Source organism: Daejeonella sp., from assembly GCF_036405355.1.
In the GTDB taxonomy this organism is placed as follows: Bacteria; Bacteroidota; Bacteroidia; order Sphingobacteriales; family Sphingobacteriaceae; genus Daejeonella.
On sequence record NZ_DASWXT010000128.1, the window covers coordinates 1 to 23250 of the forward strand.

Genomic DNA, 23250 nt, shown 5'->3' on the forward strand with positions numbered 1-23250 from the left:
GGATTTACTTAAATCAAGACCGGCATTCAGTCCGAAAGAGTTCTTTGGCCTTCTGAAAAGATTAAATGATGAACCTGCCGGAGTGGTCACTTCTCCATCAACATAAGCGTAAAAAGCATTCAGATTAAGTACACCGGTCGGTTTGTAGCTTAGTTCAACTTCATACCCCTTATCATTCTGCTTATTTTGATTTATATAACCAAATTTACCAGCAGAAACCTGACCAAAATCAATTACGTTTTCAATATCCCTCTTAAAATAAGAAAGAGAGAGATTGATCTGGGACGTAAAATTCAGATCAAATCCTGCCTCATAAGTACGGGATGTTTCAGGACTTAGTGATAAGTTACCATATTCTGAAAACAACTGGTACAAGGATGGCACTCTATAAGCCGATGAAAGGTTTGCATAGAGTTTATATCGCCCTGCAATAAGATATGATGGGTTTAAAGTATAGGTAAAATTACTGCCGTAAGTGCTGTGGTCATTAAATCGACCGCCTATTTCAGCCTGAAATCCCATTTTAGATTTAACAAAAACAGAAGTAAATAAGCTCTTTATATTATTATCAGCAAACAATCTGCTACTATATGGGTTTCTCTGATCGGTACTCAGATTTCTGTATGATATACCACTAGCCACATCAATAAAATCAGTGAAAGCATAGTTAAGATTGCTCTCCAGATGGGTAATATTACCTGCATTATTGGTAAGTGAACCCTGATTATTATATTTATTTTTGAGATTATTCTGACTTAGATTGAAATTTAGTACAGCTTTGTTTAGATCCAGTTTGCCACCAATTCCGGCCAGAAATGAAGATTTGCTATAGGTATAGTCCTTTGCATCAGCAAATGCACCATTATCGAGGTCGGCAGCATTATTATTAGCCTGAAAGTTTCCTCTTAGCAGAAAGTTTTTACTAACCTGTTGTCCGATATTAAACATCATGGATTTCTGATGGAATCCATCCTTGTCAAAACCGGATTCAGCATTAGCAGGCAGTGCAGAAGAGAAATTCTCTGAATCCAGATTAGAGGCATTGAAGGTCAGAGAAGTATTTTCGATTTGTCCGCTCAAACCTAAAACCTGCTTATAAGTTCCGTAGCTTCCACCGGTGGCCAGAAGATTTGCCGCTAATTTCCCGCTGCCTTTTCTGGTGATCACATTAATAACACCTGCTACTGCGTCAGAACCATATAAAGTAGAATTCCCTCCCTTTAAGATTTCAATGCGCTCAATATTTTCAATTGGAATGGATGAAATATTGTATTCACCTGATATTTCTGACGCATCATTAACAGGAATACCATCAATCAGTATCAGGGTATTAGCAGCACTTGCTCCACGGAGATATACAGCCTTAATATCAGCAGGATTGCCTCCATTTCCTCCTATAGTCAAACCTGCCACATTGTTTAACAGTTCGGGCAAAGTTCTGCCCTGGCTTTTTGCAATGGTTTCTGCAGTAATTACCCTTACTACTTTACCAATTTCCGACAATTTTTTAGGCGAACGGCTGGCAACTACCACTACTTCATCGAGATTTGACGCAGGTCTTTCCTGTGCCAGGGCACTGCTGTTTAGCAATACCAGTTGTGCAAGTCCCAGACTTACCCCAACGTAAAGTTTTTTTGTTTTCATTTTGTTGTGAGTTTTTGTCCCACAGCAAACAGATAATGAAGGAATACCAGAAATGGATCCATTCTTGCGAATAGTCCTCTCCAAGCTTCAATCCCCGAAAGCTATGAATTATTGTGCTGAGGCAGGTCTTCTGACTTACTCCCGGTTTATCCAGCCTTCCCATCCGCCTATGGCGAAAAGTGGCTTTATTTTGGATACCGTTATGGAGAACACAGCAGCGGGACTGTCCGGGATTCTAACCCGGTTCCCTTTTAATTCCGAATATGATTTCGGAAACCTAAAGCATCGCAAATTTAGCATAAGCTTTAACAAATTCAAATGAATTTGAGAATAGGTTGTTCTGATTTTAGGCTTAATAATTATCTTTAGAAAGAAAGGTAAGATGTATTGTATTGAGTACCAAAGACTGACGAGTAGACATATCAATAAAATCTATAGCCTGAGAAGTTCCAAAAGTTGATTTGAGTATTTATTAATAGTTAATGGTTTTACTGGCCTTAAAATTGTAAGAAAAAAGATTAACAAGAAATTTATGAAGGAATTACCACTAACCGTTAAACGATCAATAGAATTAATGGGCCTTTGCCTAATTGGGGTAATATTTGCCTATGGTCAGCAAATCATCATGCCAGTTATTTTGGCTTTTTTTTTAAGTATAGTCCTGCTTCCGGTTTACCGATTCCTGAGGTCGAAGAAAGTACCCGAATTTCTGGCGATATTTTTGCCCATTTTACTGGGTGCCGTTTTAATTGCACTTGTAATCTGGTTCTTTACCGGACAGATCAACAGTCTCCTGGCTGAATTTCCAATGATTAAGAAGAATATATCTATGCATTTGGCTGAACTGAGTGGATGGATTAACCAAAAAACTAATTTTTCAACTGAGGAACAGCTAAAATTTATAAATGAGCAAAGTAATAAAATGCTATCAAATGCCGGAGCAATACTCGGGGGGGCTGCAAACTCAATCACTTCTATTCTCATTTACATAGGACTTGTACCAATTTATATTTATCTGTTTCTGTCTTATAAAGGTTTACTGATACGCTTTGTATTTGTTTGGTTTGATAAATCAGAGCATAAAAAAGTTGAGGAGGTAATGAAAGAGACCGAGGGTATCATAAAGGGTTACCTGATCGGACTTATGATACAAATCAGTTATATCATTGTCCTCTTAGGCGGATTGTTACTTCTTTTTGGCATAAAGCACGCACTTTTAATAGGTGTGATCTTTGCAATATTAAACCTGATTCCCTACATAGGTGCTTTGATCGGAAATATCATAGGCGTTCTTCTCACACTAACCAATTCGCAGGAAATATTACCGGTATTTATAGTATTAGGAGTTATTGCAGCAGTTCAGTTTCTTGATAATAACATCTTAATGCCAAGAATTGTAGGCTCAAAAGTCAGAATAAATGCTTTTGCAGCGATATTAGGTGTATTTATTTCAGGAAGCCTTGCAGGTTTTACCGGTATGTTCCTTGCTCTGCCAATGATTGCTATTTTGAAAGTAATTTTTGACCGTTCTGAAATGTTCAAGCCCTGGGGAATTCTTCTTGGAGATGAGGTAATCCTAAAAAAACCACTCAAATTTCCCAAATTAATTGTTCGAAAAAAGAAAACAAATAAGGAAGAAGTTTAGACTAAATAAAACAAGCCTTTCAGATAATTCTGTTTTGGAAGTGTTCCTCGATACCCAGACCAAATAAAGCAAAATCATACTTGACTGGATCGAGAGGATCAAATTTGCGAAGATTTTCAGTTAGCTCAGTTGCTGTTTGCCAATCAACCTGCTTTCGGCTGATGAGTTTTAATTTTCTGGCTACACGTTCAACATGCAGATCTGTCGGACAAATCAGATCTGAAGGTTTAATGCTGTTCCATAGTCCGAAATCCACACCACGATCATCCTTGCGAACCATCCAGCGCAGAAACATATTCAGTCTTTTACATGTTGATTTTTGAGAAGGAGAACTGATATGCTTTTTTGTACGCGTCGGAAAATCCGGCAGAGAGAAAAAATAGGTTCTGAACGAATTTAAAGCATTTTCTGTAACAGATTCCGGATTTCTGTTTTTCAATTCGCCCAGGTAACATGGTGCGGAAGCAGTCTCAGTATGCTCCAAAGATTGCGTTCCTTCTTCAAGAAATTCTTCACGGAAAATATTCGGTCTTAAAGTATTAAAGGCTGTTTCAAATGTATCAGACCTTAAATAATGCTGTCTGAAAAATTCAATGAAATATAAAGTATCTGTATCGTTAAAGGTACGGTGCTTAAAATTGGCAAATCGTTTCAAGTCAGTATCCCTATGATTTTTAATAAAATCATAGGGAGCACCATCCATCATAGTAATGAGTTCCCTACACTTATTTATTATCGTTTTCCTTTGACCCCAGGCCAAAATTGATGCCCAGAAACCCATGATTTCGATATCCTGTTTCTTAGTAAACAGATGAGGAATACAGATCGGATCATTTTCTATAAAACCTGGCCGATTATACTGATCGAATTTAATATCAAGAAATTCTTTCAGGTCCTGAAAAGTGTTAAAGGAAGACGGGTAATCTGCCATTTGAAGTATTCCTTAAAGGATAAGCGTATCAGGAAAGTGCTTGTTTCAAATCATCAAGCAAATCCTCTATATCCTCTACTCCCACACTTAAACGTAAAAGGTTATCTGTAACTCCAACTTTATCACGTTCAGCTTTTGGAATAGAGCCATGAGTCATCGAAACAGGGTGATTAATCAGAGATTCAACACCACCAAGTGATTCGGCTAATGAAAACACTTTAAAAGAGGAAGCCACTCTGAAAGTCTCCTGCAAGTCAGCACCCTTCAATGTAATAGAAATCATCCCACCAAAATCACGCATCTGCTTTTTTGCGATATTATGGTTTGGGTGATCTGTAAATCCTGGCCAGTATATTTTATCAACTTTAGGATGTGTTTTCAAATATGCGGCGATCTGCCGGCCATTCTCACAATGCGCTTTCATCCGAAGGTGAAGGGTTTTTAGTCCTCTTAAAACAAGGAAACTATCCATCGGGCCAGGTGTTGCACCACAGGCATTGTAAATAAACCAAAGACGTTTATACAGATCATCATCATTTAACATTAATGCGCCCATAACAACATCCGAGTGGCCACCAAGGTATTTAGTAACCGAATGCATGACGATATCAGCTCCCAGATCAATCGGATTCTGAAGGTACGGGGATGCAAAGGTGTTATCGACAGCCAGTAAAATATTATTTGCCTTTGCAATCGCAGAAACAGCCTCAATATCAACAATTTGCATAGTTGGATTTGTAGGCGTTTCAATCCAGATTAATTTGGTATTCTGGTTTACATATTGCTTCACATTCTGAGCATCATTCATATTTATAAAATGAAATTTGATGCCATAATTGGAAAATATCTTTGTGAAAATACGGTAAGAACCTCCATAAAGATCATCGCCAGTAATCACCTCATCTCCAGGACTTAAAAGTTTCATGACAGCATCTGTAGCTCCCATCCCACTTGAAAAAGCCAGTCCGTGTTTTGCGTTCTCAAGCGCTGCGAGACATGATTCCAATGCTTTTCGTGTTGGGTTTGTTCCCCTGGAATATTCAAATCCCTTATTGTCGCCCGGCGACTTCTGCCAGTAGGTTGAGGTTTGATAGATTGGGGTCATTATTGCCCCGGTGCTTGGATCTGGTTCCTGACCAGCATGTATTGCTTTGGTTCCGAATTTCATAGAGATTTTATTAAAAATTGCAGCGTATTACAAAGCTATGGATATAGTTCTGAATAAATTGAGTTTAGGATAGGCTATTTCCTCTTATTTACCGGTGTTAACTGAGTATCGAGTTCCTGTTTAAACTTATATCCCATACGCTTGCCAGTAGGATATCCGGAATTTGAGCCCATGTATTGTTTTTCCTCAAGTGATATTTGCCTGACTGTTTCAAAAGGTGGCGTAAGCAGGTCAAAATCCATACAATATATAATTGCAAGTTCGAGAATCTTCCTTATTTGGTCTTTTTTAAGTTTCCCTTTCCAGAATGAGTTAAAAAGAAAACCAAGCTGGCTCTGACCGTCTACAAAGAAATGTTCTTCTTTGTTTATGAATATCCTGCCTATCAGATAACCTATATCTGAACTTCTGTTATATTTTAAAGAGTCGGCAAGGAAATTATGAAGGTGAATAATCCCGCAGTACTTTCTGGAAGGATCCTCCTGCACGTACTTTAGTTTATTAATCTCATGTTCAGGAGGAAAACTGAACACATTGCTGTGCATGGATAAAACAAGCACATCACCAGAAAATTTAAGCTGTGCTTCAAAATCACCTCTGTCTGAATAGCTGATCTCAACATTCTGATCTATTTTGGAAAAGTCGCTCTGCATATCCTGACAAATCTCCTGAAGCACGACTTTAAACTGATTAAAAACAGTAGAGGTGGTATTAAAAATTTGCTGTTTTACTGAAGCTTTGTTCTCCAGCAGCCTTAAAACATGTTCATAGGATTCTGCTTCTTCCATTTCTTTTCTTAATATGCTCTGGCAAATAATACCCTTTGAGTTGAAGGTTTTCCGGTCACTATACAAGTTCCGTCTTCGGGTTTATTATTCAAAGGAATACAACGTATGGTTGCCTTAGTTTCGTCTTTTATTCGCTTTTCCGTTTCTGAGGTACCATCCCAATGAGCAGAGATAAATCCTGCTTTAGTATCCAGAAGTTCTTTAAATTCCTCGTATGAGTTGGCCTCTCTGGTATTCTCCTCCCTGAATTTAAGTGCTTTATTATAAATGCTCTGCTGAATATCAGTTAATAAATTTTCTATATGTTCAAGAATGCCTTCCCTTGAAATAGTTTGTTTCTCTTTAGTATCTCTTCTTGCGATCTCTATGGTTCCATTTTCAAGATCACGACCTCCAATTGCCAAACGAACCGGAACACCTTTCATTTCATACTCTGCAAATTTAAAACCAGGACGTAATGTATCACGGTCGTCGTATTTAACTGATATGTTTTTTTGCTTGAGTTCTTTTGAAAGCGCTTTAGCAAGCTCAGATATTTTTTCTAGCTCTTCATCTGAACGATAGATTGGAACGATAACTACCTGTATTGGCGCTAGTTTTGGAGGTAAAACCAATCCTGAATCATCAGAATGAGCCATAATCAAAGCCCCGATCAGACGGGTTGAAACACCCCATGAGGTAGCCCATACATAATCGAGTTTTCCTTCTTTACTTGTAAACTTCACATCAAAAGCTTTGGCAAAATTCTGACCCAAAAAATGAGAAGTACCTGCCTGCAGTGCTTTTCCATCCTGCATCAATGCTTCAATGCAATAAGTATCCAATGCTCCGGCGAAACGTTCATTCGCTGTTTTTTTACCCCTGATTACAGGAACAGCCATCCAGTTTTCTGCAAAATCTGCATAAACATCCAGCATGCGCTCTGTTTCTTCGATAGCTTCCTGCGATGTAGCATGGGCGGTATGGCCTTCCTGCCACAGGAATTCAGCTGTACGTAGAAATAGCCTGGTACGCATTTCCCATCGAACAACATTAGCCCACTGATTTACCAGAATAGGTAAATCCCTGTAGGACTGTATCCATCCTTTATAGGTATTCCATATTATAGTCTCGGAAGTTGGTCTGACGATCAGTTCTTCTTCCAGTTTTGCATCCTCATCAACAATAATGTTTCCATTACCATCATTTTTCAAGCGGTAATGAGTAACTACGGCACATTCAGTCGCAAACCCTTCAACATGTGAGGCTTCTTTCGAAAAAAATGACTTTGGGATGAACAATGGAAAATAGGCATTGCTGTGGCCTGTATCCTTAAACATTTTGTCCAGAGCAGCCTGCATATTTTCCCAAATCGCATAGCCATAGGGTTTTATGACCATACAACCCCGCACTGCAGAATGTTCGGCCATGTCTGCCTTCCCCACTAACTCATTATACCACTGTGAATAATCCTCTTCTCTACTGGTTAAACCCTTACTCATCTTATTTAGCTGTCAAAAAATTTCGTATATTTATATAATTTAAACTTTAGGCAAAGTTATAAAACTAGACGATGTATTATAATATTTTGAAATGCAACCATTAGGGATATAATCTCGTCTATATATCAAGCGTTAACATTAAATACTACGGTCATGATAAAGAAAATCATCTATTTTTCAGCACTGCATGCTTTTATTGGTATTGCGGTAGGTCTTTCTTCATGTATGAGCACCAAGACTGCTCAAACTACAGTTCCTGAAGATGACGTTTACTACTCTAATGCTAAAGCTAAGGAGATAGTTGTTGCTGAACGGGTTATACGTGAAGAGAAGCCGGCCTCTGATTATGTTACAGAAGAAGAATTATATGGTGATACCTACAGTAATTATGGTTATACGGATTATACATCCCGCATTTACCGATTCAGGGGGTATTATCCTTCTTTAGGGTATTATAACAGCATTTATGGTTATAATTATGATCCTTTTTTCAGTCCATCCTATTTTCCATATAGTTATTATGGTTCACCGGGTATAAATATTGGTATAGGAATAAATAGCGGATTTTACAGCTATAATCCTTGGAGATATTATGGATATAACTATGGATCTAGTTTCATGGGACCATATTCCTATTATAATCCGTACAATTATTATGGATTTGGAGCTGGTAATTTTTATGGTGGCAACTACAATCGTGGGTATTACAGTGGTATTTACAGTAGTCCGGCCTTTACCAGTCCTAACTACCGGGCCCGTCCAAGCCGTGCAGGAGATAATATCCCTATGGAGAGAGGTGCTGTTATTGGTGCGCCAGGATCAATTATCAGAGATAACAGCGGAAACATTATCCAGTCACGTGGAAGAGCGGAACGTTATGGTACAGGTAGTACTCCTACCAGAACCCAGCCTACCACACGTCCTGACCGTGTAAGCCAGAGTCCACCAGCCAGAACAACCCAGCCGGAGCGAATTTATACTGCTCCACGTCAGGACAATGGTTCAGGTTCAAGAAGTTCACAACCATCCAATAATAACGGAGGCGGAGGTGGCAGCAGCAGCGGGCCGCGTCCTTCAAGAGGAAACTAAGAAAGATACTTTATGAAATTAAGAGTTTTATTCTCTTTAGCAGTCATAGTGGCTGCTACAGGGGAGTTACATGCCCAGTATTCGGAAGATGCATTACGATTTTCAAGATCACAATGGGGAGGCACAGCAAGATTTAAAGCTATAGGGGCACAAACAGGCGTTGGGGGTGATTTAAGTTCTGTTGGAGGTAATCCTGCAGGAATAGGTTTTTTTACACGTTCTGAATTAAGTTTTACCCCGGAATTTAGTGGCTACAATAACAGTTCCAACTACCTTGGCCAGCAAACGATTGCAAGAGGAGATAAACTTGGACTGGCAAATGCTGCTGTTGTTTTTCATACCCGTGCTGCAAAGCCTAAAGGTGCAAAGCTGGATCAGGGATGGCTAAGTTTTAATTTCGGTTTGGCATATAATCAAACTCAGGGATTTGACAATAGTATAGGCTACTCAGGTACAAATCCTAAAAATTCAATAGCTGATTATTTTGCAGAATCTGCAAGCAATATTTACGGAGCACCAAATACTCTGACTTCAGGCTCATTGGAAAGAATGGCTTATGATAATTATTTGATAGGATATGACAATCCAGGTGGATATTATTTCCCTGAAACAGAAGTTAATAATGTCCAGACAAAAAATGATCTGAGATTCGGTCGTCAGTCTGAAGTGAATTTCAGTTTCGGAGCAAACTACAGTAACCAGTTCTATATCGGCGCGAGTATTGGAATTGCAAATATAAATTACAATACCAGTGATACATATAAAGAAAAAGGATTTAATGTGACCGAAAACAATGATTATGAACTTTCCTACCGTCAATCACAATTAACTCAAGGATCAGGAATTAATGGCAAGATCGGTGCAATTTACAGACCTATACCAAATATCCGTTTAGGTGCTACAATAGAAAGTCCAACCTGGTATACCATCGATGATAGCTATTCTGAAGGACTGGATACAAAATATGGCAAAAACAGAGTTGATTCTCAATTTGTTAATGATGATGAGTTCTATGATTTTACCTATAAATTACGAACTCCGCTAAAAGTCAGCACGGGTATTGCGTACTTCTTTGAGGATAAGGGATTTATCTCGGCTGACCTTGATTATGTAGATTATTCAACTATCAATTTTGCACAAGCAAACTCTGGTGACATTCAGGTTATTTCTGACAATAATAAAGCAGTGATATCAAAATATACTGATGCGATTAACTTCAGGATAGGCGCTGAATACAAAATTGATAAACTGATGCTCAGAGCGGGATATGGCTCGCAGGGTGATCCTTATATTCCTACTGACAGTAAAAGCTTTAAGATAAGTACCTATAGCGGCGGACTAGGGTATCGAATTAATAATTATTATATTGATTTGACCTACCAAAAAGTAAGCTCTAATTCTGAGAGGTGGCCATATGCTTTAAATAATATTCCCACTTCAATTGCAAATGTTAAAAATACCAGGAATAATGTATTCCTAACTATAGGGAGTAGATTCTAACAAAAAGAGCCGCCAGCAGGCGGCTCTTTTTGTTATTAGTTCTTTCCGACAAATGAACGGAGCATCCAGTTGTTCTTTTCTTTGAACTGCATGAACTTATTGATGAGATCACTTGTTCCCTCATCCCCCGCTTTGGAAGCCAGAGTCATAATCTCCCGCTCCATTTCAATCAACTTGCTGAAATCATCCATAATCGCCAATACCATATCCGTATCCTTCATTCCTATGGTATCGACCTCTTTAAGTTTAGAGATTTTTATATAATCTGTAAAGGTACTGTAGGGCGATTTACCGATTGTTAATATACGCTCTGCAAGTTCATCAATGGTTAGCTGAGCGTTAGTATAGAGCTCTTCAAACTTTACATGAAGCGTGAAGAAATGCGATCCCTTTACGTTCCAGTGACAGCCTCTTAACTTTTGGTAGTGAATATGATAATTTGCAAGTAGATCATTTAAATGATCTACAATAGGCTTTAATTCCTTTTCTTCCAGACTTATTTCTTTTGCGTTCATATGATATTGTTTTAATGGTTAATACTAAAAACTTTACAATTTTCATGCCTGAATGTTTTAGCGTACTTTAGGACCTTCTTTACCACTCTGGTTCAGAATAAATAATTTTATTTGCCTTGACCCTGAATAAAAACATATTAAGTCCTATTTTTTCAATAAAGTTCGGTGGTATTATCTGGAAAATTGAGGTTAACGATAAATATGGCCTGATTGCGATTGAAAGCCGGTCATTAGAATCAAAAAAAACATCATTTAGTGTAATAAATTACAAAACCGGTGATATTCTGATCAAAGAAAAGATCTTTAAGGAAACATGGAACCTCAATCTTGCCTATATTGCTGAGAAAAACCTGATTTTAACAGCCTATGGCCAACCAGGAAGTCCGGAGAGTAAAGGTATAATATCAGTAAACAACAAGGATGCTGAAGTATTATGGGAACATTATAATTTGTCATTGAACAAGGCCACCGATGAGGGTTTGCAAGTGTTTGATCCCAGAATAAATCCACGAAGGCTCTCATGGATAAACCATATCAAAGGTGAGGATATGGCAGAAAGTGGTAAAATAGAGCATAACAATAAAACTTTAATACACCCGGAATTTAGAACTCAATTTTCAATTCCTGATTTTATTTTAAGGGGGGAAATAACTGGAGATCTATCTGTATTATGTGTTCGGGACCTTACAATCATTAGTTTTCATGAAAAAATTCAAAATTATATTCAACAGAGACTACTTGTTTATCAGGATGATACCATTTTACTTGATGAAATATTGATCAGTGGTATACAAAAACTGCAACCTGAATCGTTCTTTATGCAAAAAAACCACTTGTTCTACATCCGGAACAAGAATGAAATAGTTTCATATTTAGTATAATTGCACAATTTTAAATTTTGATTAATGCTGAGACGATTAGTTTTGTCAATTTCTATCGCCATTATGTCATTCACTGCGAGCGCATCAATAGATTCAATCAATGTTGAAGAATTAAATGGCTACAAGAATATTGTACATAAAGTAGAGGCAAAAGAGAGCTATTATTCCATTGCCAGAAAATATAATGTAAGTCCGCAAACCGTTATCCAATTTAACAGTAACCGGTCTTTACAGATAGGAACGATTATACGGGTACCTACTGAAAGACCATTTAATGAGGTAAATTCAACCAAACCCAGGGTTGCATCTCAATCTAAACTTGCGGTAATTGATTATAAAGTTGGTCCCCGCGAATATTTGGGGTTGATAGCCCGGAAATTTAATACAACAATAGAAGATCTGAAGACTTTAAATAATTTAACCAGTAACACTTTAGCAATTGGTCAGATTATTAAAGTCCCGTATGGTACCGCTACTCAGGAACAGCTAGCCCCTCCTCCACCCGCTCCCATTGATACTCCGGTTGCTAATTCAGGGAGCCATCCAACCCAGATCGATAGCAGCAGGAATGCCAGTGATCGCCTTAAACTCCCACCTTCCAGGTATGGCTTAAGAGAAGTGAACGAACGCGGGCCTGCAATCTGGATAGCCGATGAAAACCTTGATGGAACCAAAATGCTGGCATTGCATCAAACTGCACCGATTGGGACCGTAGTAAAAATTACAAATCCAATGACAGGCAAAAGCACTTTTGCAAAGATTGTTGGAAAATTTACACAGAATGAATCAACCAAAGATGCTATTATTGTAATTACAAAAGCAGCCGCTGATTTAATCGGGGTAATGGACAAACGATTCCAGGCAATCTTAGTATACGGTGTTCCTAATGAGTAAGAAACCATTTGTAATTGGTGTAGCAGGTGGCAGCGGTTCAGGGAAAACATTTTTTTTAAAATGTTTCTTAAAGCATTTTAAAGAGAATGAGGTCTGCTTGCTGTCGCAGGATGATTATTATTTCAGAATCGCACATACCATGACGGCGGAAGAAAATAAATTCTATAATTTCGACCTGCCCTCAACTATTGATAATCAGCATTTTATAAGTGACATCAAAAAATTAATTAATGGAGAAACAGTACATCAAAAGGAGTATACCTTCAACAATCCGGATGCTGAGCCAAAACTACTTGAAATAAAACCTGCTCCAATCATCATGGTTGAAGGATTATTTATTTTACATTTTAAAGAAATAGCTGACCTCCTTGACCTCAAAATATTTATTGATACCCATGAAGAAATTGCCTTACAACGGCGTTTAAAAAGAGATCTTATTGAGCGGGGTTATCCTGAGAGCGATGTACTTTATAAATGGAAAAATCATGTTGTACCGGCATTTAAGGATTATCTATTGCCTCACAAGGAACTTTGCGATATCATCATAACAAATAATTCACATGTAGCTGATGACATCGTCAACATTACCAGTGAAATATCGGATAAATTAAGAAAGAGCGTACTGGCAGAACAATTAAGCTAGATCTGCATTTCAGGGATTTCACCCTCTATAATTAACTTTCCGGCTGTTGCATTGCGAATATCTTCGATGCTTACTCCCGGTGCACGTTCCAACAATCTGAATCCACCTTCTGCTGCCACTTCAAGAACTGCAAGTTCGGTAACGATCTTTTTAACACATTTTACCCCTGTTAGAGGTAATGAGCATTCAGGCAATAATTTACTCTCCCCTGCTTTATTAACATGCTGCATGGCAACAATAATGTTCTTGGCAGATGCCACCAGATCCATTGCCCCTCCCATTCCCTTTACCATTTTACCCGGAATTTTCCAATTGGCTATATCGCCATTCTCAGAAACTTCCATGGCACCCAGTATAGTAAGATCAACTTTCTGTGATCTGATCATACCAAAACTCATAGCCGAATCGAAAATAGCAGATCCAGGTAAGGTAGTTATAGTCTGTTTTCCTGCATTAATCAAATCCGGATCCTCTTCTCCATCATATGGAAAAGGACCCATACCTAATAAACCATTTTCAGACTGCAATACAACATTTATCCCTTCTGGGATATAGTTAGCCACAAGGGTAGGAATCCCGATACCAAGATTCACATAATAACCATCTTTAATTTCCTTAGCGATACGCTTTGCTATTCCGGTTTTATCTAACATGTTTGATTTGATGATTTGAAGAGTTGGAGATTTGAAGATGATAGGTATTCATTAATTTGATTTTGAAGATGAAATAATCTTGGATATTATTTTGATTATGGATTGAATTTGGGCTAATGGTAAATCTATCGTAGGTAAATCTTCTGAATGCTGTATTAAACTTAGGTAATATTCCACTTCATCTGCCTCTTTGGCTGCGATTTTCATTTTATGTATAAAGTCAGCCTTGCTTTCAGCATTTTGAGCTTCTCTTACATTCGCACCTATTGAAATACCTGCACGTAAGAGTTGATTTGAAAGGGCGTAATCATGACTTTGCTGTAAGATTTTTGAACACTTTATGATTTCTATAGCAAAATCAAATGTCAGATTCACAATTAGATTGTCTTTATCACTCCTCATACATCATCAAATCTTCAAATTGCCAAATCATCAAATCGATCTCACCGTCCTCTGCTCAATCCTTTTCTCATAATCCCTGCCCTGAAATATCCTGTGCACATAAATACCAGGGGTATGAATCTGATCGGGATCGAGCTCACCAATCTCAACAAGCTGTTCTACTTCGGCAATAGTAATTTTTCCTGCCATAGCCATCACAGGGTTAAAGTTCCGGGCTGTTGAACGAAAAATCAGATTACCGGCTGTATCACCTTTCCATGCCTTAACAATTGCAAAATCAGCATCAAAAGCCATTTCCATAAGATAGTCCTTGCCATTAAAATTACGTACTTCCTTACCTGCAGCAACCTCAGTACCGACCCCCGCAGGAGTGAAAATAGCCGGCATTCCATAACCAGCTGCCATACATCGAGTCGCAAGAGTACCCTGTGGTATCAATTCCACTTCAAGTTCACCGCTGAGAAGCTGTCTTTCAAATTCAGCATTCTCTCCAACATAAGAAGATACCATTTTCTTGACCTGTCTTTTCTGTAGCATTAACCCGATTCCGAAATCATCAACACCGGCATTATTTGAAATACAGGTAAGTTGGTTTACCCCCTTCTTCACCAGTGCATTAATACAATTTTCAGGTATGCCGCAAAGTCCAAATCCACCCAGCATCAGTGTCATCCCACTTTCAATGTCTCTAATTGCCTCGTCGGCATTTGCCACTACTTTGTTGATCATATTTTAATTTTGGAAGGCTGAAATTAACAAATCAGTATTGAAATACCACAGTTTTACTTCTTTTTAAGCACAATAATTTTATCATTTGAACCATTACTTGTAGCTACAAATACCCTGCCATCCAGAGCTACACAAACATCCCTTAAACGACCATAGGTATTTCTGAACAACTCTTTTGTCTCTTCAATTTTATCTATCCCGGCATTAAATTTTAACTGGTAAAGGGTCTGATCCTTTAATGTAGCGAGGATCAAAGAATTCTTCCATTGAGGAATTGCATCATGATTATAGTAATCCATTCCGGATACAGCGAGCGTTGGGGTCCAGCTCTTAAGCGGGACTGCCACATTATTAGTGGTACAAAATGATTGCTCTCCACTTTCATTACAAAAACCATTGACAGCAGGCCATCCGAAATTTCTGTTCTTCAGAATCAGATTTATTTCATCATCCATATTTGGACCATGCTCTGAACTGAAAAGACTTTCTTTTACAAAAACCAGCCCTTGCGGATTACGATGACCAAAGGTCCATACAGGATTCGAATTCACAGGGTTATCTGAAGGAATAGAGCCGTCCAGATTTAAACGAAGAATCTTTCCGCTTAAATAATTAATATTCTGAGCCGAAGCCTGGTTCGAGGCATCACCGGTACTGATAAACAATTTAAGATCCGAACTTATTACTAAACGGCAGCCATTATGAATACTTGATGCAGGTATATTATCAAGAATGATTAGCGGATTTACCAATGTGGAACCGTTATATGTGTACCTGACTATTTTTTCAGTATAGGTTCCGGCTTTATCATAATTATATGCAATAAATACGTGAGGATTTAAAGAAAAGGATGGGTGCAGAACCATTCCCAATAATCCGCCCTCTCCGATTGATTTAACATCAGGTACTGTAAAAACAGTATTTACAGTTCCATTATCAGGGTTAACCCGACTAATCTTACCTCCTCGCTCAGTCATCCAGATAAAGTTATCAGGACCCCATAATAATTCCCAGGGATAAGTTAAATTCTGTGAAAGAATCTGAATATCAATATTTGCATCCTGCGTGATCTCAGGTATGATAACCGGATTTTTAGATGATTTTTTGCAGGCTGTCCCTGCAAAAATTAATGCGGAAATAAAAAAGATCAATGATGTTTTCATGCTCCTTATTTGATATATAACGCATTAATTCTAATAAATTATCTATTTCAGATAAACATAAGTTATGCCATCTCCGCCCCTGTCGGCATGTTCGTCCTCAATTCTGCTAACCTGAGAATATTTACGTAAATACTCACGAATAAGTTTGCGTAAAATTCCATCACCCTTGCCATGAATGATCTTCAAAGAGGTTAGACCAAGCATTACAGCTCTGTCGAGATACTTTTCAATCTCATAGATCGCCTCTTCCCCTCTCCTTCCGCGCAGGTCAAGTTCTGTATTAAAGGTTGAAAAACTCTCGGTAAGATCAGTCCCATGTGATCTTCTGATATCCTTGGGTACAGAACGGTTTGAGACCTTTTCGACACGGTTTAATTTTACAACCGAACGAAGATCGCCCATTGCCAGAATGACATTATCACGCGCAATTTCCAGCACCTGGCCAAGGGTTTCAGAATCAGTAAGCTTCACCCAGTCTCCTGGTTTTATTTCAACAACCTCCCTGATCTTTTGAGTTTTCTTTTCATGAACATCATGCTTCTTCAATTCCTGCTGCAGATTTTGTCTCAGATTTTGGGTTTTCACCTTTTCTGCCTTGCTTTCCCTGATTTCTGAAATCGTGTTTTCGATCAGCTTGTTTGCATTTTTAATAATATTCTGTGCCTCAATTTTGGCCTCTTTGAGAATTAATTTCTTATTTTCTTCCAGATATGCCTTTAATTGCTCGTTTTCAGCAAGCAAGGTCTTTACTCTTTCTTCTTTCTTTTCTACTGATCTTTTCGCTTCAATCAGTTCTTTTTTATCCCGTTCGAGATCAACAAGCAGGGTATCAACTTTTTTCTGGTAATTACCGACTTTTCGTTTGGCAGATTCAATTACATCGGCTCCAAGGCCAATTTTCTGAGCAATTTCAAAGGCATATGAACTTCCGGGCTTACCCAATGAAAGTATATAGAGTGGAAGCATCTTTGCATTATCAAATAACATGGATGCATTTTCAAGTCCGGGAGTAGAATTAGCAAAGGTTTTCAGGTTTGAATAATGGGTGGTGACCACCCCCCTGACATTCTTTCTGTTCAATGATTCCAAAACTGATTCAGCAATCGGTCCTCCAAATTGAGGATCTGTACCAGTACCAAATTCATCAATCAGAATCAGGGTTTTCGCATTGGCCCATTCCATGAAATATTTCATTTTAGAAAGATGGGCACTATAGGTACTCAAATCACTCTCAATAGATTGATCATCACCAATATCCGCGAAGATCTGTTTAAAAATGCCCATTTTTGAGTGCTCATCAGCAGGAATAAGCAGACCTGCCTGAATCATGATCTGAAGAAGACCAACGGTCTTCATACATACCGATTTACCTCCGGCATTTGGCCCCGATACTACAATGACCCGATCATGTTCATCAATTTTAATATTCAGAGGAACAACCGATTGATTTTCTTTTTTCAAACTGATCATTAATAGAGGGTGTCTTGCATTAATCAGATTAATTTCTGACTCCCTGACCAATACAGGCATTTCGGCCTCAATACTTATTGCAAAGAGGGCTTTGGCGCGAACAAAATCAAGTTTTGTCAGTAAGCCATGGTAAGATAACAACAAGGGTACATATGGCCTTAATTCGTTAGTCAGAGCAATGAGCAATTTAATAATCTCTCTTTTTCTCTCAAATTCAAGATCCCTAAGCAAATTGTTTAACTGAAATACCTCCTCGGGTTCCATGTATACAGTCTGGCCTGAAGCAGACTCATCGTGAATAAAACCCTTTAATTTTCGTTTATTTTCAGCAAGTACTGGAATACATAATCTACCATCCCGGATTGTCAGATTCCCATCGGCTGTCCAGCCATTATTTTGAGCATTTTTATAGATATGATCTATTTTCTTTCGGGCTTCCTGTTCAGCTTTGGAGATACCTGATGTGATTTCCATTAATGCGGCGGATGCATTTGGTTTTATCTTTCCTTTGGGATCTATAATTTTTTCAATCTTCTGAATGATCGACTTTTCAATCGGGAGATGTTCGAAAAGTGCTTCCAGATTAGGATAAAGCCCCTCACGGTCAGCAAAATACTGGATTATGGAAAATACTGTTGCAAGAGAAGCCGAAACCTTAAAAAATTCATCTTCAGAGAGATAGGTTCCTTCGATCCTGGCCTTCTCAACCATACTTTTAATATCAAAGAAATTTTGAATAGTTAAGGGAGAATCATTTTGGAGAATGTTCTTAAATTCATTGGTTTGGCGCAAAAACTTATTTATATGGTCGTAATTGTGCATTACCTGGATCTTATCGACCATTTCACGTCCCATCGGGCTTAGGCAATACAACTTAATAAGTTCCTTTATATCCTGAAAACCCAGCTTTTCACCGGCATTATTGGGGTAAATCATTTCTGTTTCTGTATCCTGTTCGGTTTTTTAATCTCGGCTCTATTGAGTTTATGTTCCTTTTCATCCAATATAGCCTGAACACTATTATACATTGTATCAAGCAGTGCCGGTTTCATACTGTAATATTTCAAACTTTTTTCATACAAAGCTGGTGTGGTATTATGAGTTTTATAGATTGTAGCATAAAGATTCTTACTATTCTTTCTGATCGTATCATTGTAGATGATGGTTGACATATATCCATCCATTGTATGGAGATCTGCCATAATAAGAATCATCTTCTTTTGATCAATAATGTCCTCAGGTATTTTTTCCTGTTGGCAGGCAAATAAAAGCGGAACAAAAAGAAACAGAAGTTTAATGACTTTCATTTTAATTCAGGTTGCAGACTAAAAATAAGATTTGAATGATAATTCTGTTGCATTTTAGTATTGTATCCCGTAGGTTTAGCAATTAAAAAAATCATTCAAAAATACAGATTAATGAGCATTGCAGATAATTTATCGGCTATAAAGAAAGAGATCGGGGATACCGGAGTGAAATTGATAGCAGTGTCTAAAACAAAACCTTTAGAAAGTATTACTGAAGCGTATAATGCCGGGCAGAGGATATTTGGAGAAAATATGGTACAGGAGCTTGTTGAGAAACATGAAAAGCTCCCTAAAGACATAGAATGGCACCTGATAGGGCATCTTCAAACGAATAAAGTTAAATATATCGCTCCATTTATCAGTCTTATTCATTCTGTTGATAGCATGAAACTATTAAAGGAAATCAACAAGCAGGCTTTGAAGAATGATCGCATCATTGATTGTCTGCTGCAGCTGGAAATTGCTGATGAAGATACAAAGTATGGTATGGATCTCGCAGAAGCAATCGAATTGCTGCGATCTGAGGAGTTTAAACAATTAAAGAATATCAGGATTTGCGGAGTCATGGGAATTGCAACCCTTACTGACAATCCTAGAATGACCAAAGAAGAATTCTATGAGCTAAGTACCTTCTTTAAAGGACTGAAGGATACATTTTTCAGAAAGGATCCGGCATTTACTGAGATCTCTATGGGTATGTCGGGAGATTATAAACTTGCCATTGAACAGGGGAGCACAATGATCCGACTGGGTAGTACAATTTTTGGCAGCAGATCAAAGAAGTCAGTTTAACATATGTCAATAACTATTCGAAAAGCAGTAAAGGCAGACTGCAGCCGATTACTCGAGCTAATAAAAGAACTTGCCGTTTACGAAAAGGCTCCGGATGAGGTCACAGTAAGTCTGGCGGAATTTGAGAATGCCGGTTTTGGAGAAAATCCGGTGTGGAAGGCTTTTGTTGCCGAAGAAAATGGGATTATTCAGGGTTTTGGCCTGTATTACATCCGCTACTCCACCTGGAAAGGATGCCGCATGTATCTTGAAGATTTGTTAGTGACTGAAAAAATGCGTGGAAAAGGCCTCGGAAAAATGATATTCGACCGCCTGATTGAGGAAGCCAAAGAAAAGAATTTTAAAGGAATGACATGGCAGGTTCTCGACTGGAATGATCCGGCGATCAATTTTTACGAGAAGTATAATGCAGAGTTTGATTCAGGATGGATCAATGTGTCTCTTTCAAAGGATCAGATTGATAAGCTTTAGATTCTGTTAACCAATATAAAACAAACTTAGTGAAGGTATTTAAATTTGGAGGGTTTGCTGTTTCTTCTGCTGCAAACATTAAAAATCTGGTCAAGATAATTAACATGAACAGTACAGATCAGCTACTGATCATTGTATCTGCGATGGGGAAAACCACTGATGCACTTGAAAAGCTTTGTGCTGCATATATCAAAAGCAGAGAAGAGGCGATTCCGCTACTTCAGGAAATTAAAGATTTCCATGAACAGATTATAGCCGGACTCTTTGAACTTAAAGAACATCCGGTTTATGACGAAGTTGCCAATACCTTCATTGAAATTGAATGGATGCTTGAGGATGAACCTCATCCTGATTATGATTTCAATTACGATCAGATCGTTTCTATCGGAGAACTGGTTTCCAGCAAAATAATTGCAGCTTATCTAACAGAATGCCACATCAGCACTAAATGGATTGATGCCAGAAGCTATATTCATACAGATAATTCATATAGGGAAGGAATAATCGACTGGGATAAAACTTCAGCTTCGATCCAGTCACTAAAAGATCAGTTCAAGAACCAAATTATTATTAGCCAGGGCTTTATTGGCGGCACAAGCGAAAACTTTACTACCACTCTTGGAAGAGAAGGTTCTGATTATTCTGCTGCTGTTTTTGCATCATGTATTCAGGCTGAATCATTAACCGTCTGGAAAGATGTGCCTGGAATTATGAATGCAGATCCTGCACTATTTAGTTCAGCACAAAAATATGAAGAACTCCCCTACTCTGAAGCTTTGGAACTGGCATATTATGGGGCTAATATTATCCACCCTAAAACAATAAAACCTTTACAAAATGTCGGTATTCCCTTATTTGTAAAGCCATTTTTAAAGCCAGAAGAAATTGGAACAAGAATTGACCAGTCTGCCAAATTAAACACTGATATTCAGGCAATTATTTTAAAAAAGAATCAGATTTTATTAACTATTTCTACCAGGGATTTCTCCTATATGGATGAGATGCACTTAAGTGGATTATTGAAATCCTTTGGTGAAGCTCATATCAAACTGAACATGTTGCAATTATCTGCACTCAGCGTTTCAGTTTGCCTTGATCAGGATGCTGGAAAATTGAAAAGAGTGACTGATATGTTTCAAGACAAATTACTGTTTTCAGCTACCGAAGGTCTTGAATTACTGACGGTGATTTATTTCAAAGAAGATGAGACTAAGAAACTAATAGAGGGGAAAACTGTCGTGATGGAGCAGTTCAGCAAAAAAACAGCGCAATTAGTGATGAAATAGGCTGTGAATAAGGATCTTTTAAATATCGAAGTTCAGAACTTTATTAAGGATAATTTAAATTCAGATATTCCTTCTCTAAGTCTTAAAAAGAGCCCTTTTCCAACGATTAGTTCCAAAGAACTGGCTGAGCAGGTTGATAGTAAAAAAAGATGTGAACACAAACTTCCATTGTGGTTTCAAACACCTGGAATCTATTATCCATCCAAATTAGCTATTGAACAGGCTTCATCAGAACTTGCCGCCATTTACAAATCGAATTTAATATCAGGAGATGATATAATAGACCTTACCGGTGGCTTTGGCGTAGATACCTGTTTTTTTGCGAAGAAAGCAAAGAATGTAACTCATTGTGAATTGAATACAGAGCTTTCTGAAATATCAAAGTACAATTCAGAGGTTCTCGGAGTAAAAATCCAATATCAGCGCATTGATGGCATCGAATATCTTCATTCCACCACTAATAAATACAATACTATTTACATTGATCCATCCAGAAGAGTAAACTCAAAAAAAGTTTTCCTGCTAAAAGATTGTGAACCTGATATTATTATTAATCTGGAGCTTTTACGAAGCCGCTCGGAATTGCTGATGATCAAAACAGCTCCTCTGCTGGATATTCATTCAACAATAAATGAATTGAAAGAAGTCAGCAGTGTACATATTGTAAGTATAAAAAATGAATGTAAAGAGCTACTTTATCTTATTGACAGTAAAAACTGTGGAAATGATCCAATGATTATCTGTGCCCTGATTGCTGTTGATGAAACCATAACTTATTCATTCAGAACAAATGAAGAAAGAAATTTCAGAATCACAGAATATTCAGACCCTTTGGATTTTATATATCTGCCGGATGTTGCCCTGCTAAAAGCCGGTTGTTTTAAACTCATTACGCGTGACTTCGGTGTACATAAAATCCATCAGCACACCCATTTATATACTTCCGACAGACTTAATAGTTCATTTCCAGGGCGTAAATTTAAATTAAAAAAGATCTGGAACTATGGCACATTCATTAAAGAACAGAGTTTTAAAAAGGCGAATATTATTTGCCGTAACTTTCCAGTAAGTCCGGAAAATCTGAAGAAAAAACTAAAAATAAATGATGGTGGAGATGAGTACCTCTTGTTCTGTACAAGTAAGAACAATGAGCTTATTGTTTTGAATTGTTGCAGGAATTAGATTAACCTTAGTTTGAGATAAGAAAGGTTAATTAACCCGGATGTAATTGATAAAACTAGGCTCTGGAGTGAATAGAATTTAATTTATGAAATCAATACCAGTGTGTTATAGGCTGGTTCAGCCTTTTATCCGGAGTATTTCCGGCAAGAAATCACGTTTTATTTCAAATTACCATCAGCCGTATGCTTGATCTGCTTCAAAAATAACAGCAAAACACGGGAAAGCACAACCGAAGAAGCACAGACCTTGCTTTCTCATGTTATATTAAAAAAAAATGGAGCCAATAACAGCTCCATTTTGTATAAAATAGTTTTAGATAATAAAAAGATTTAAGCCTTTAGGGCTTTTCAATTAATTGATTAATCCTATTGGCCTCAATCCTTAAATTTTCTTTACCCTAACTGCCTGCAATCCTTTTCTACCCTCTTCAACTTCAAATTCAACCTCATCATTATCACGGAGGGCATTAGCACCGCCTTCTATATCCTTAAAATGGACAAAAATTTCTTTACCATCTTCCTGAATGATAAATCCATAACCTTTTTGGCTGTTAAACCATTTAACTTTACCTGTTTGCATAGAAAATATATTTATTTATTTCTGAGTCTTTATAAAT

The 23250-nt window shown here is 37.8% G+C and carries 23 protein-coding genes and 1 riboswitch; of the genes, 10 read left to right on the top strand and 13 right to left on the bottom strand.

Going from position 1 to position 23250, the window contains the following annotated elements; translation table 11 throughout:
- Positions 1–1644, bottom strand: a 1644-nt coding sequence (locus VGE44_RS15795) for a TonB-dependent receptor plug domain-containing protein (protein WP_331080918.1), incomplete at its 3' end; no start/stop codon positions are given.
- A gap of 103 nt (positions 1645–1747) precedes the next feature.
- A riboswitch (cobalamin riboswitch) is annotated at positions 1748–1940 on the bottom strand.
- A gap of 236 nt (positions 1941–2176) precedes the next feature.
- Between VGE44_RS15795 and VGE44_RS15800 the strand changes: the two genes are divergently transcribed.
- Positions 2177–3289, top strand: a complete 1113-nt coding sequence (locus tag VGE44_RS15800; protein ID WP_331080920.1) for an AI-2E family transporter — start codon at positions 2177–2179, stop codon at positions 3287–3289.
- 19 nt (positions 3290–3308) lie between these two features.
- On the opposite strand, the gene VGE44_RS15805 is transcribed toward VGE44_RS15800, so the two are convergent.
- The 4 genes from VGE44_RS15805 to proS form a co-directional block, all read right to left on the bottom strand.
- The gene (locus tag VGE44_RS15805) at positions 3309–4220 is read right to left on the bottom strand and encodes a TIGR02757 family protein (protein WP_331080922.1); all 912 of its coding nucleotides are present in this window, start codon (positions 4218–4220) and stop codon (positions 3309–3311) included.
- A gap of 28 nt (positions 4221–4248) precedes the next feature.
- The gene (locus tag VGE44_RS15810) at positions 4249–5388 is read right to left on the bottom strand and encodes a cystathionine gamma-synthase (RefSeq protein ID WP_331080924.1); all 1140 of its coding nucleotides are present in this window, start codon (positions 5386–5388) and stop codon (positions 4249–4251) included.
- Positions 5389–5462: 74 nt separating this feature from the next.
- Complete coding sequence (locus VGE44_RS15815) at positions 5463–6176, bottom strand: hypothetical protein (RefSeq protein WP_331080926.1); 714 nt, start codon at positions 6174–6176, stop codon at positions 5463–5465.
- An 8-nt stretch (positions 6177–6184) separates the two neighbouring features.
- Complete coding sequence (proS, locus tag VGE44_RS15820) at positions 6185–7657, bottom strand: proline--tRNA ligase (RefSeq protein WP_331080928.1); 1473 nt, start codon at positions 7655–7657, stop codon at positions 6185–6187.
- Positions 7658–7810: 153 nt separating this feature from the next.
- On the opposite strand from proS, the gene VGE44_RS15825 reads away from it, so the two are divergent.
- Together VGE44_RS15825 and VGE44_RS15830 are read left to right on the top strand one after the other, a co-directional pair.
- Entirely contained in the window at positions 7811–8746 is a 936-nt protein-coding gene (locus tag VGE44_RS15825) for a hypothetical protein (protein ID WP_331080930.1), read from the top strand.
- Positions 8747–8758: 12 nt separating this feature from the next.
- The gene (locus tag VGE44_RS15830) at positions 8759–10246 is read left to right on the top strand and encodes an outer membrane protein transport protein (RefSeq protein ID WP_331080932.1); all 1488 of its coding nucleotides are present in this window, start codon (positions 8759–8761) and stop codon (positions 10244–10246) included.
- A 35-nt stretch (positions 10247–10281) separates the two neighbouring features.
- Here the strand turns inward: VGE44_RS15830 and VGE44_RS15835 are convergent, their stop codons facing one another.
- On the bottom strand, positions 10282–10761 hold the full coding sequence (locus VGE44_RS15835) for a DNA starvation/stationary phase protection protein (RefSeq protein WP_331080935.1): 480 nt from the start codon (positions 10759–10761) through the stop codon (positions 10282–10284).
- 116 nt (positions 10762–10877) lie between these two features.
- Here VGE44_RS15835 and VGE44_RS15840 point away from each other — a divergent pair, with 116 nt between their 5' ends.
- From VGE44_RS15840 to VGE44_RS15850, 3 genes are read left to right on the top strand one after another with little or no spacing between them, the layout of a single operon-like run.
- Positions 10878–11642 (top strand): DUF4905 domain-containing protein, encoded by a 765-nt coding sequence (locus VGE44_RS15840; RefSeq protein WP_331080937.1) that lies wholly within the window; start codon positions 10878–10880, stop codon positions 11640–11642.
- Between the two features lie 24 nt (positions 11643–11666).
- The gene (locus VGE44_RS15845) at positions 11667–12536 is read left to right on the top strand and encodes a septal ring lytic transglycosylase RlpA family protein (protein ID WP_331080939.1); all 870 of its coding nucleotides are present in this window, start codon (positions 11667–11669) and stop codon (positions 12534–12536) included.
- Entirely contained in the window at positions 12529–13179 is a 651-nt protein-coding gene (locus tag VGE44_RS15850) for a uridine kinase family protein (RefSeq protein ID WP_331080941.1), read from the top strand. Before VGE44_RS15845 ends, VGE44_RS15850 begins: the two co-directional genes overlap by 8 nt.
- Here the strand turns inward: VGE44_RS15850 and VGE44_RS15855 are convergent.
- From VGE44_RS15855 to VGE44_RS15880, 6 genes are read right to left on the bottom strand one after another with little or no spacing between them, the layout of a single operon-like run.
- Positions 13176–13832: a CoA transferase subunit B gene (locus VGE44_RS15855; RefSeq protein WP_331080943.1), complete on the bottom strand. Its 657-nt coding sequence runs from the start codon at positions 13830–13832 to the stop codon at positions 13176–13178. The two genes, VGE44_RS15850 and VGE44_RS15855, sit on opposite strands and share 4 nt — an antisense overlap.
- A gap of 51 nt (positions 13833–13883) precedes the next feature.
- Positions 13884–14234, bottom strand: a complete 351-nt coding sequence (locus tag VGE44_RS15860; protein ID WP_331080945.1) for a four helix bundle protein — start codon at positions 14232–14234, stop codon at positions 13884–13886.
- Positions 14235–14264: 30 nt separating this feature from the next.
- On the bottom strand, positions 14265–14963 hold the full coding sequence (locus VGE44_RS15865; protein ID WP_331080947.1) for a CoA transferase subunit A: 699 nt from the start codon (positions 14961–14963) through the stop codon (positions 14265–14267).
- Between the two features lie 53 nt (positions 14964–15016).
- Positions 15017–16126 carry a PQQ-dependent sugar dehydrogenase gene (locus VGE44_RS15870; RefSeq protein ID WP_331080949.1) on the bottom strand — a complete coding sequence of 370 codons (1110 nt, stop codon included), beginning with the start codon at positions 16124–16126 and terminating at the stop codon, positions 15017–15019.
- Between the two features lie 42 nt (positions 16127–16168).
- Positions 16169–18532, bottom strand: coding sequence for an endonuclease MutS2 (locus tag VGE44_RS15875; protein ID WP_331080951.1), 2364 nt, complete (start codon positions 18530–18532; stop codon positions 16169–16171).
- Positions 18529–18903 (bottom strand): DUF4296 domain-containing protein, encoded by a 375-nt coding sequence (locus VGE44_RS15880; RefSeq protein ID WP_331080953.1) that lies wholly within the window; start codon positions 18901–18903, stop codon positions 18529–18531. The genes VGE44_RS15875 and VGE44_RS15880 overlap by 4 nt, the downstream gene beginning before the upstream one ends.
- Positions 18904–19014: 111 nt before the next feature.
- Here VGE44_RS15880 and VGE44_RS15885 point away from each other — a divergent pair, with 111 nt between their 5' ends.
- From VGE44_RS15885 to VGE44_RS15900, 4 genes are read left to right on the top strand one after another with little or no spacing between them, the layout of a single operon-like run.
- Positions 19015–19695: a YggS family pyridoxal phosphate-dependent enzyme gene (locus VGE44_RS15885; protein ID WP_331080955.1), complete on the top strand. Its 681-nt coding sequence runs from the start codon at positions 19015–19017 to the stop codon at positions 19693–19695.
- A 3-nt stretch (positions 19696–19698) separates the two neighbouring features.
- Positions 19699–20166, top strand: a complete 468-nt coding sequence (locus VGE44_RS15890; protein ID WP_331080957.1) for a GNAT family N-acetyltransferase — start codon at positions 19699–19701, stop codon at positions 20164–20166.
- A gap of 29 nt (positions 20167–20195) precedes the next feature.
- The gene (locus tag VGE44_RS15895) at positions 20196–21452 is read left to right on the top strand and encodes an aspartate kinase (RefSeq protein ID WP_331080959.1); all 1257 of its coding nucleotides are present in this window, start codon (positions 20196–20198) and stop codon (positions 21450–21452) included.
- A gap of 3 nt (positions 21453–21455) precedes the next feature.
- Positions 21456–22634, top strand: coding sequence for a THUMP-like domain-containing protein (locus VGE44_RS15900; RefSeq protein WP_331080961.1), 1179 nt, complete (start codon positions 21456–21458; stop codon positions 22632–22634).
- Positions 22635–23015: 381 nt separating this feature from the next.
- Here the strand turns inward: VGE44_RS15900 and VGE44_RS15905 are convergent, their stop codons facing one another.
- Positions 23016–23213, bottom strand: coding sequence for a cold-shock protein (locus VGE44_RS15905; protein WP_331080963.1), 198 nt, complete (start codon positions 23211–23213; stop codon positions 23016–23018).
- Positions 23214–23250: the final 37 nt, after the last annotated feature.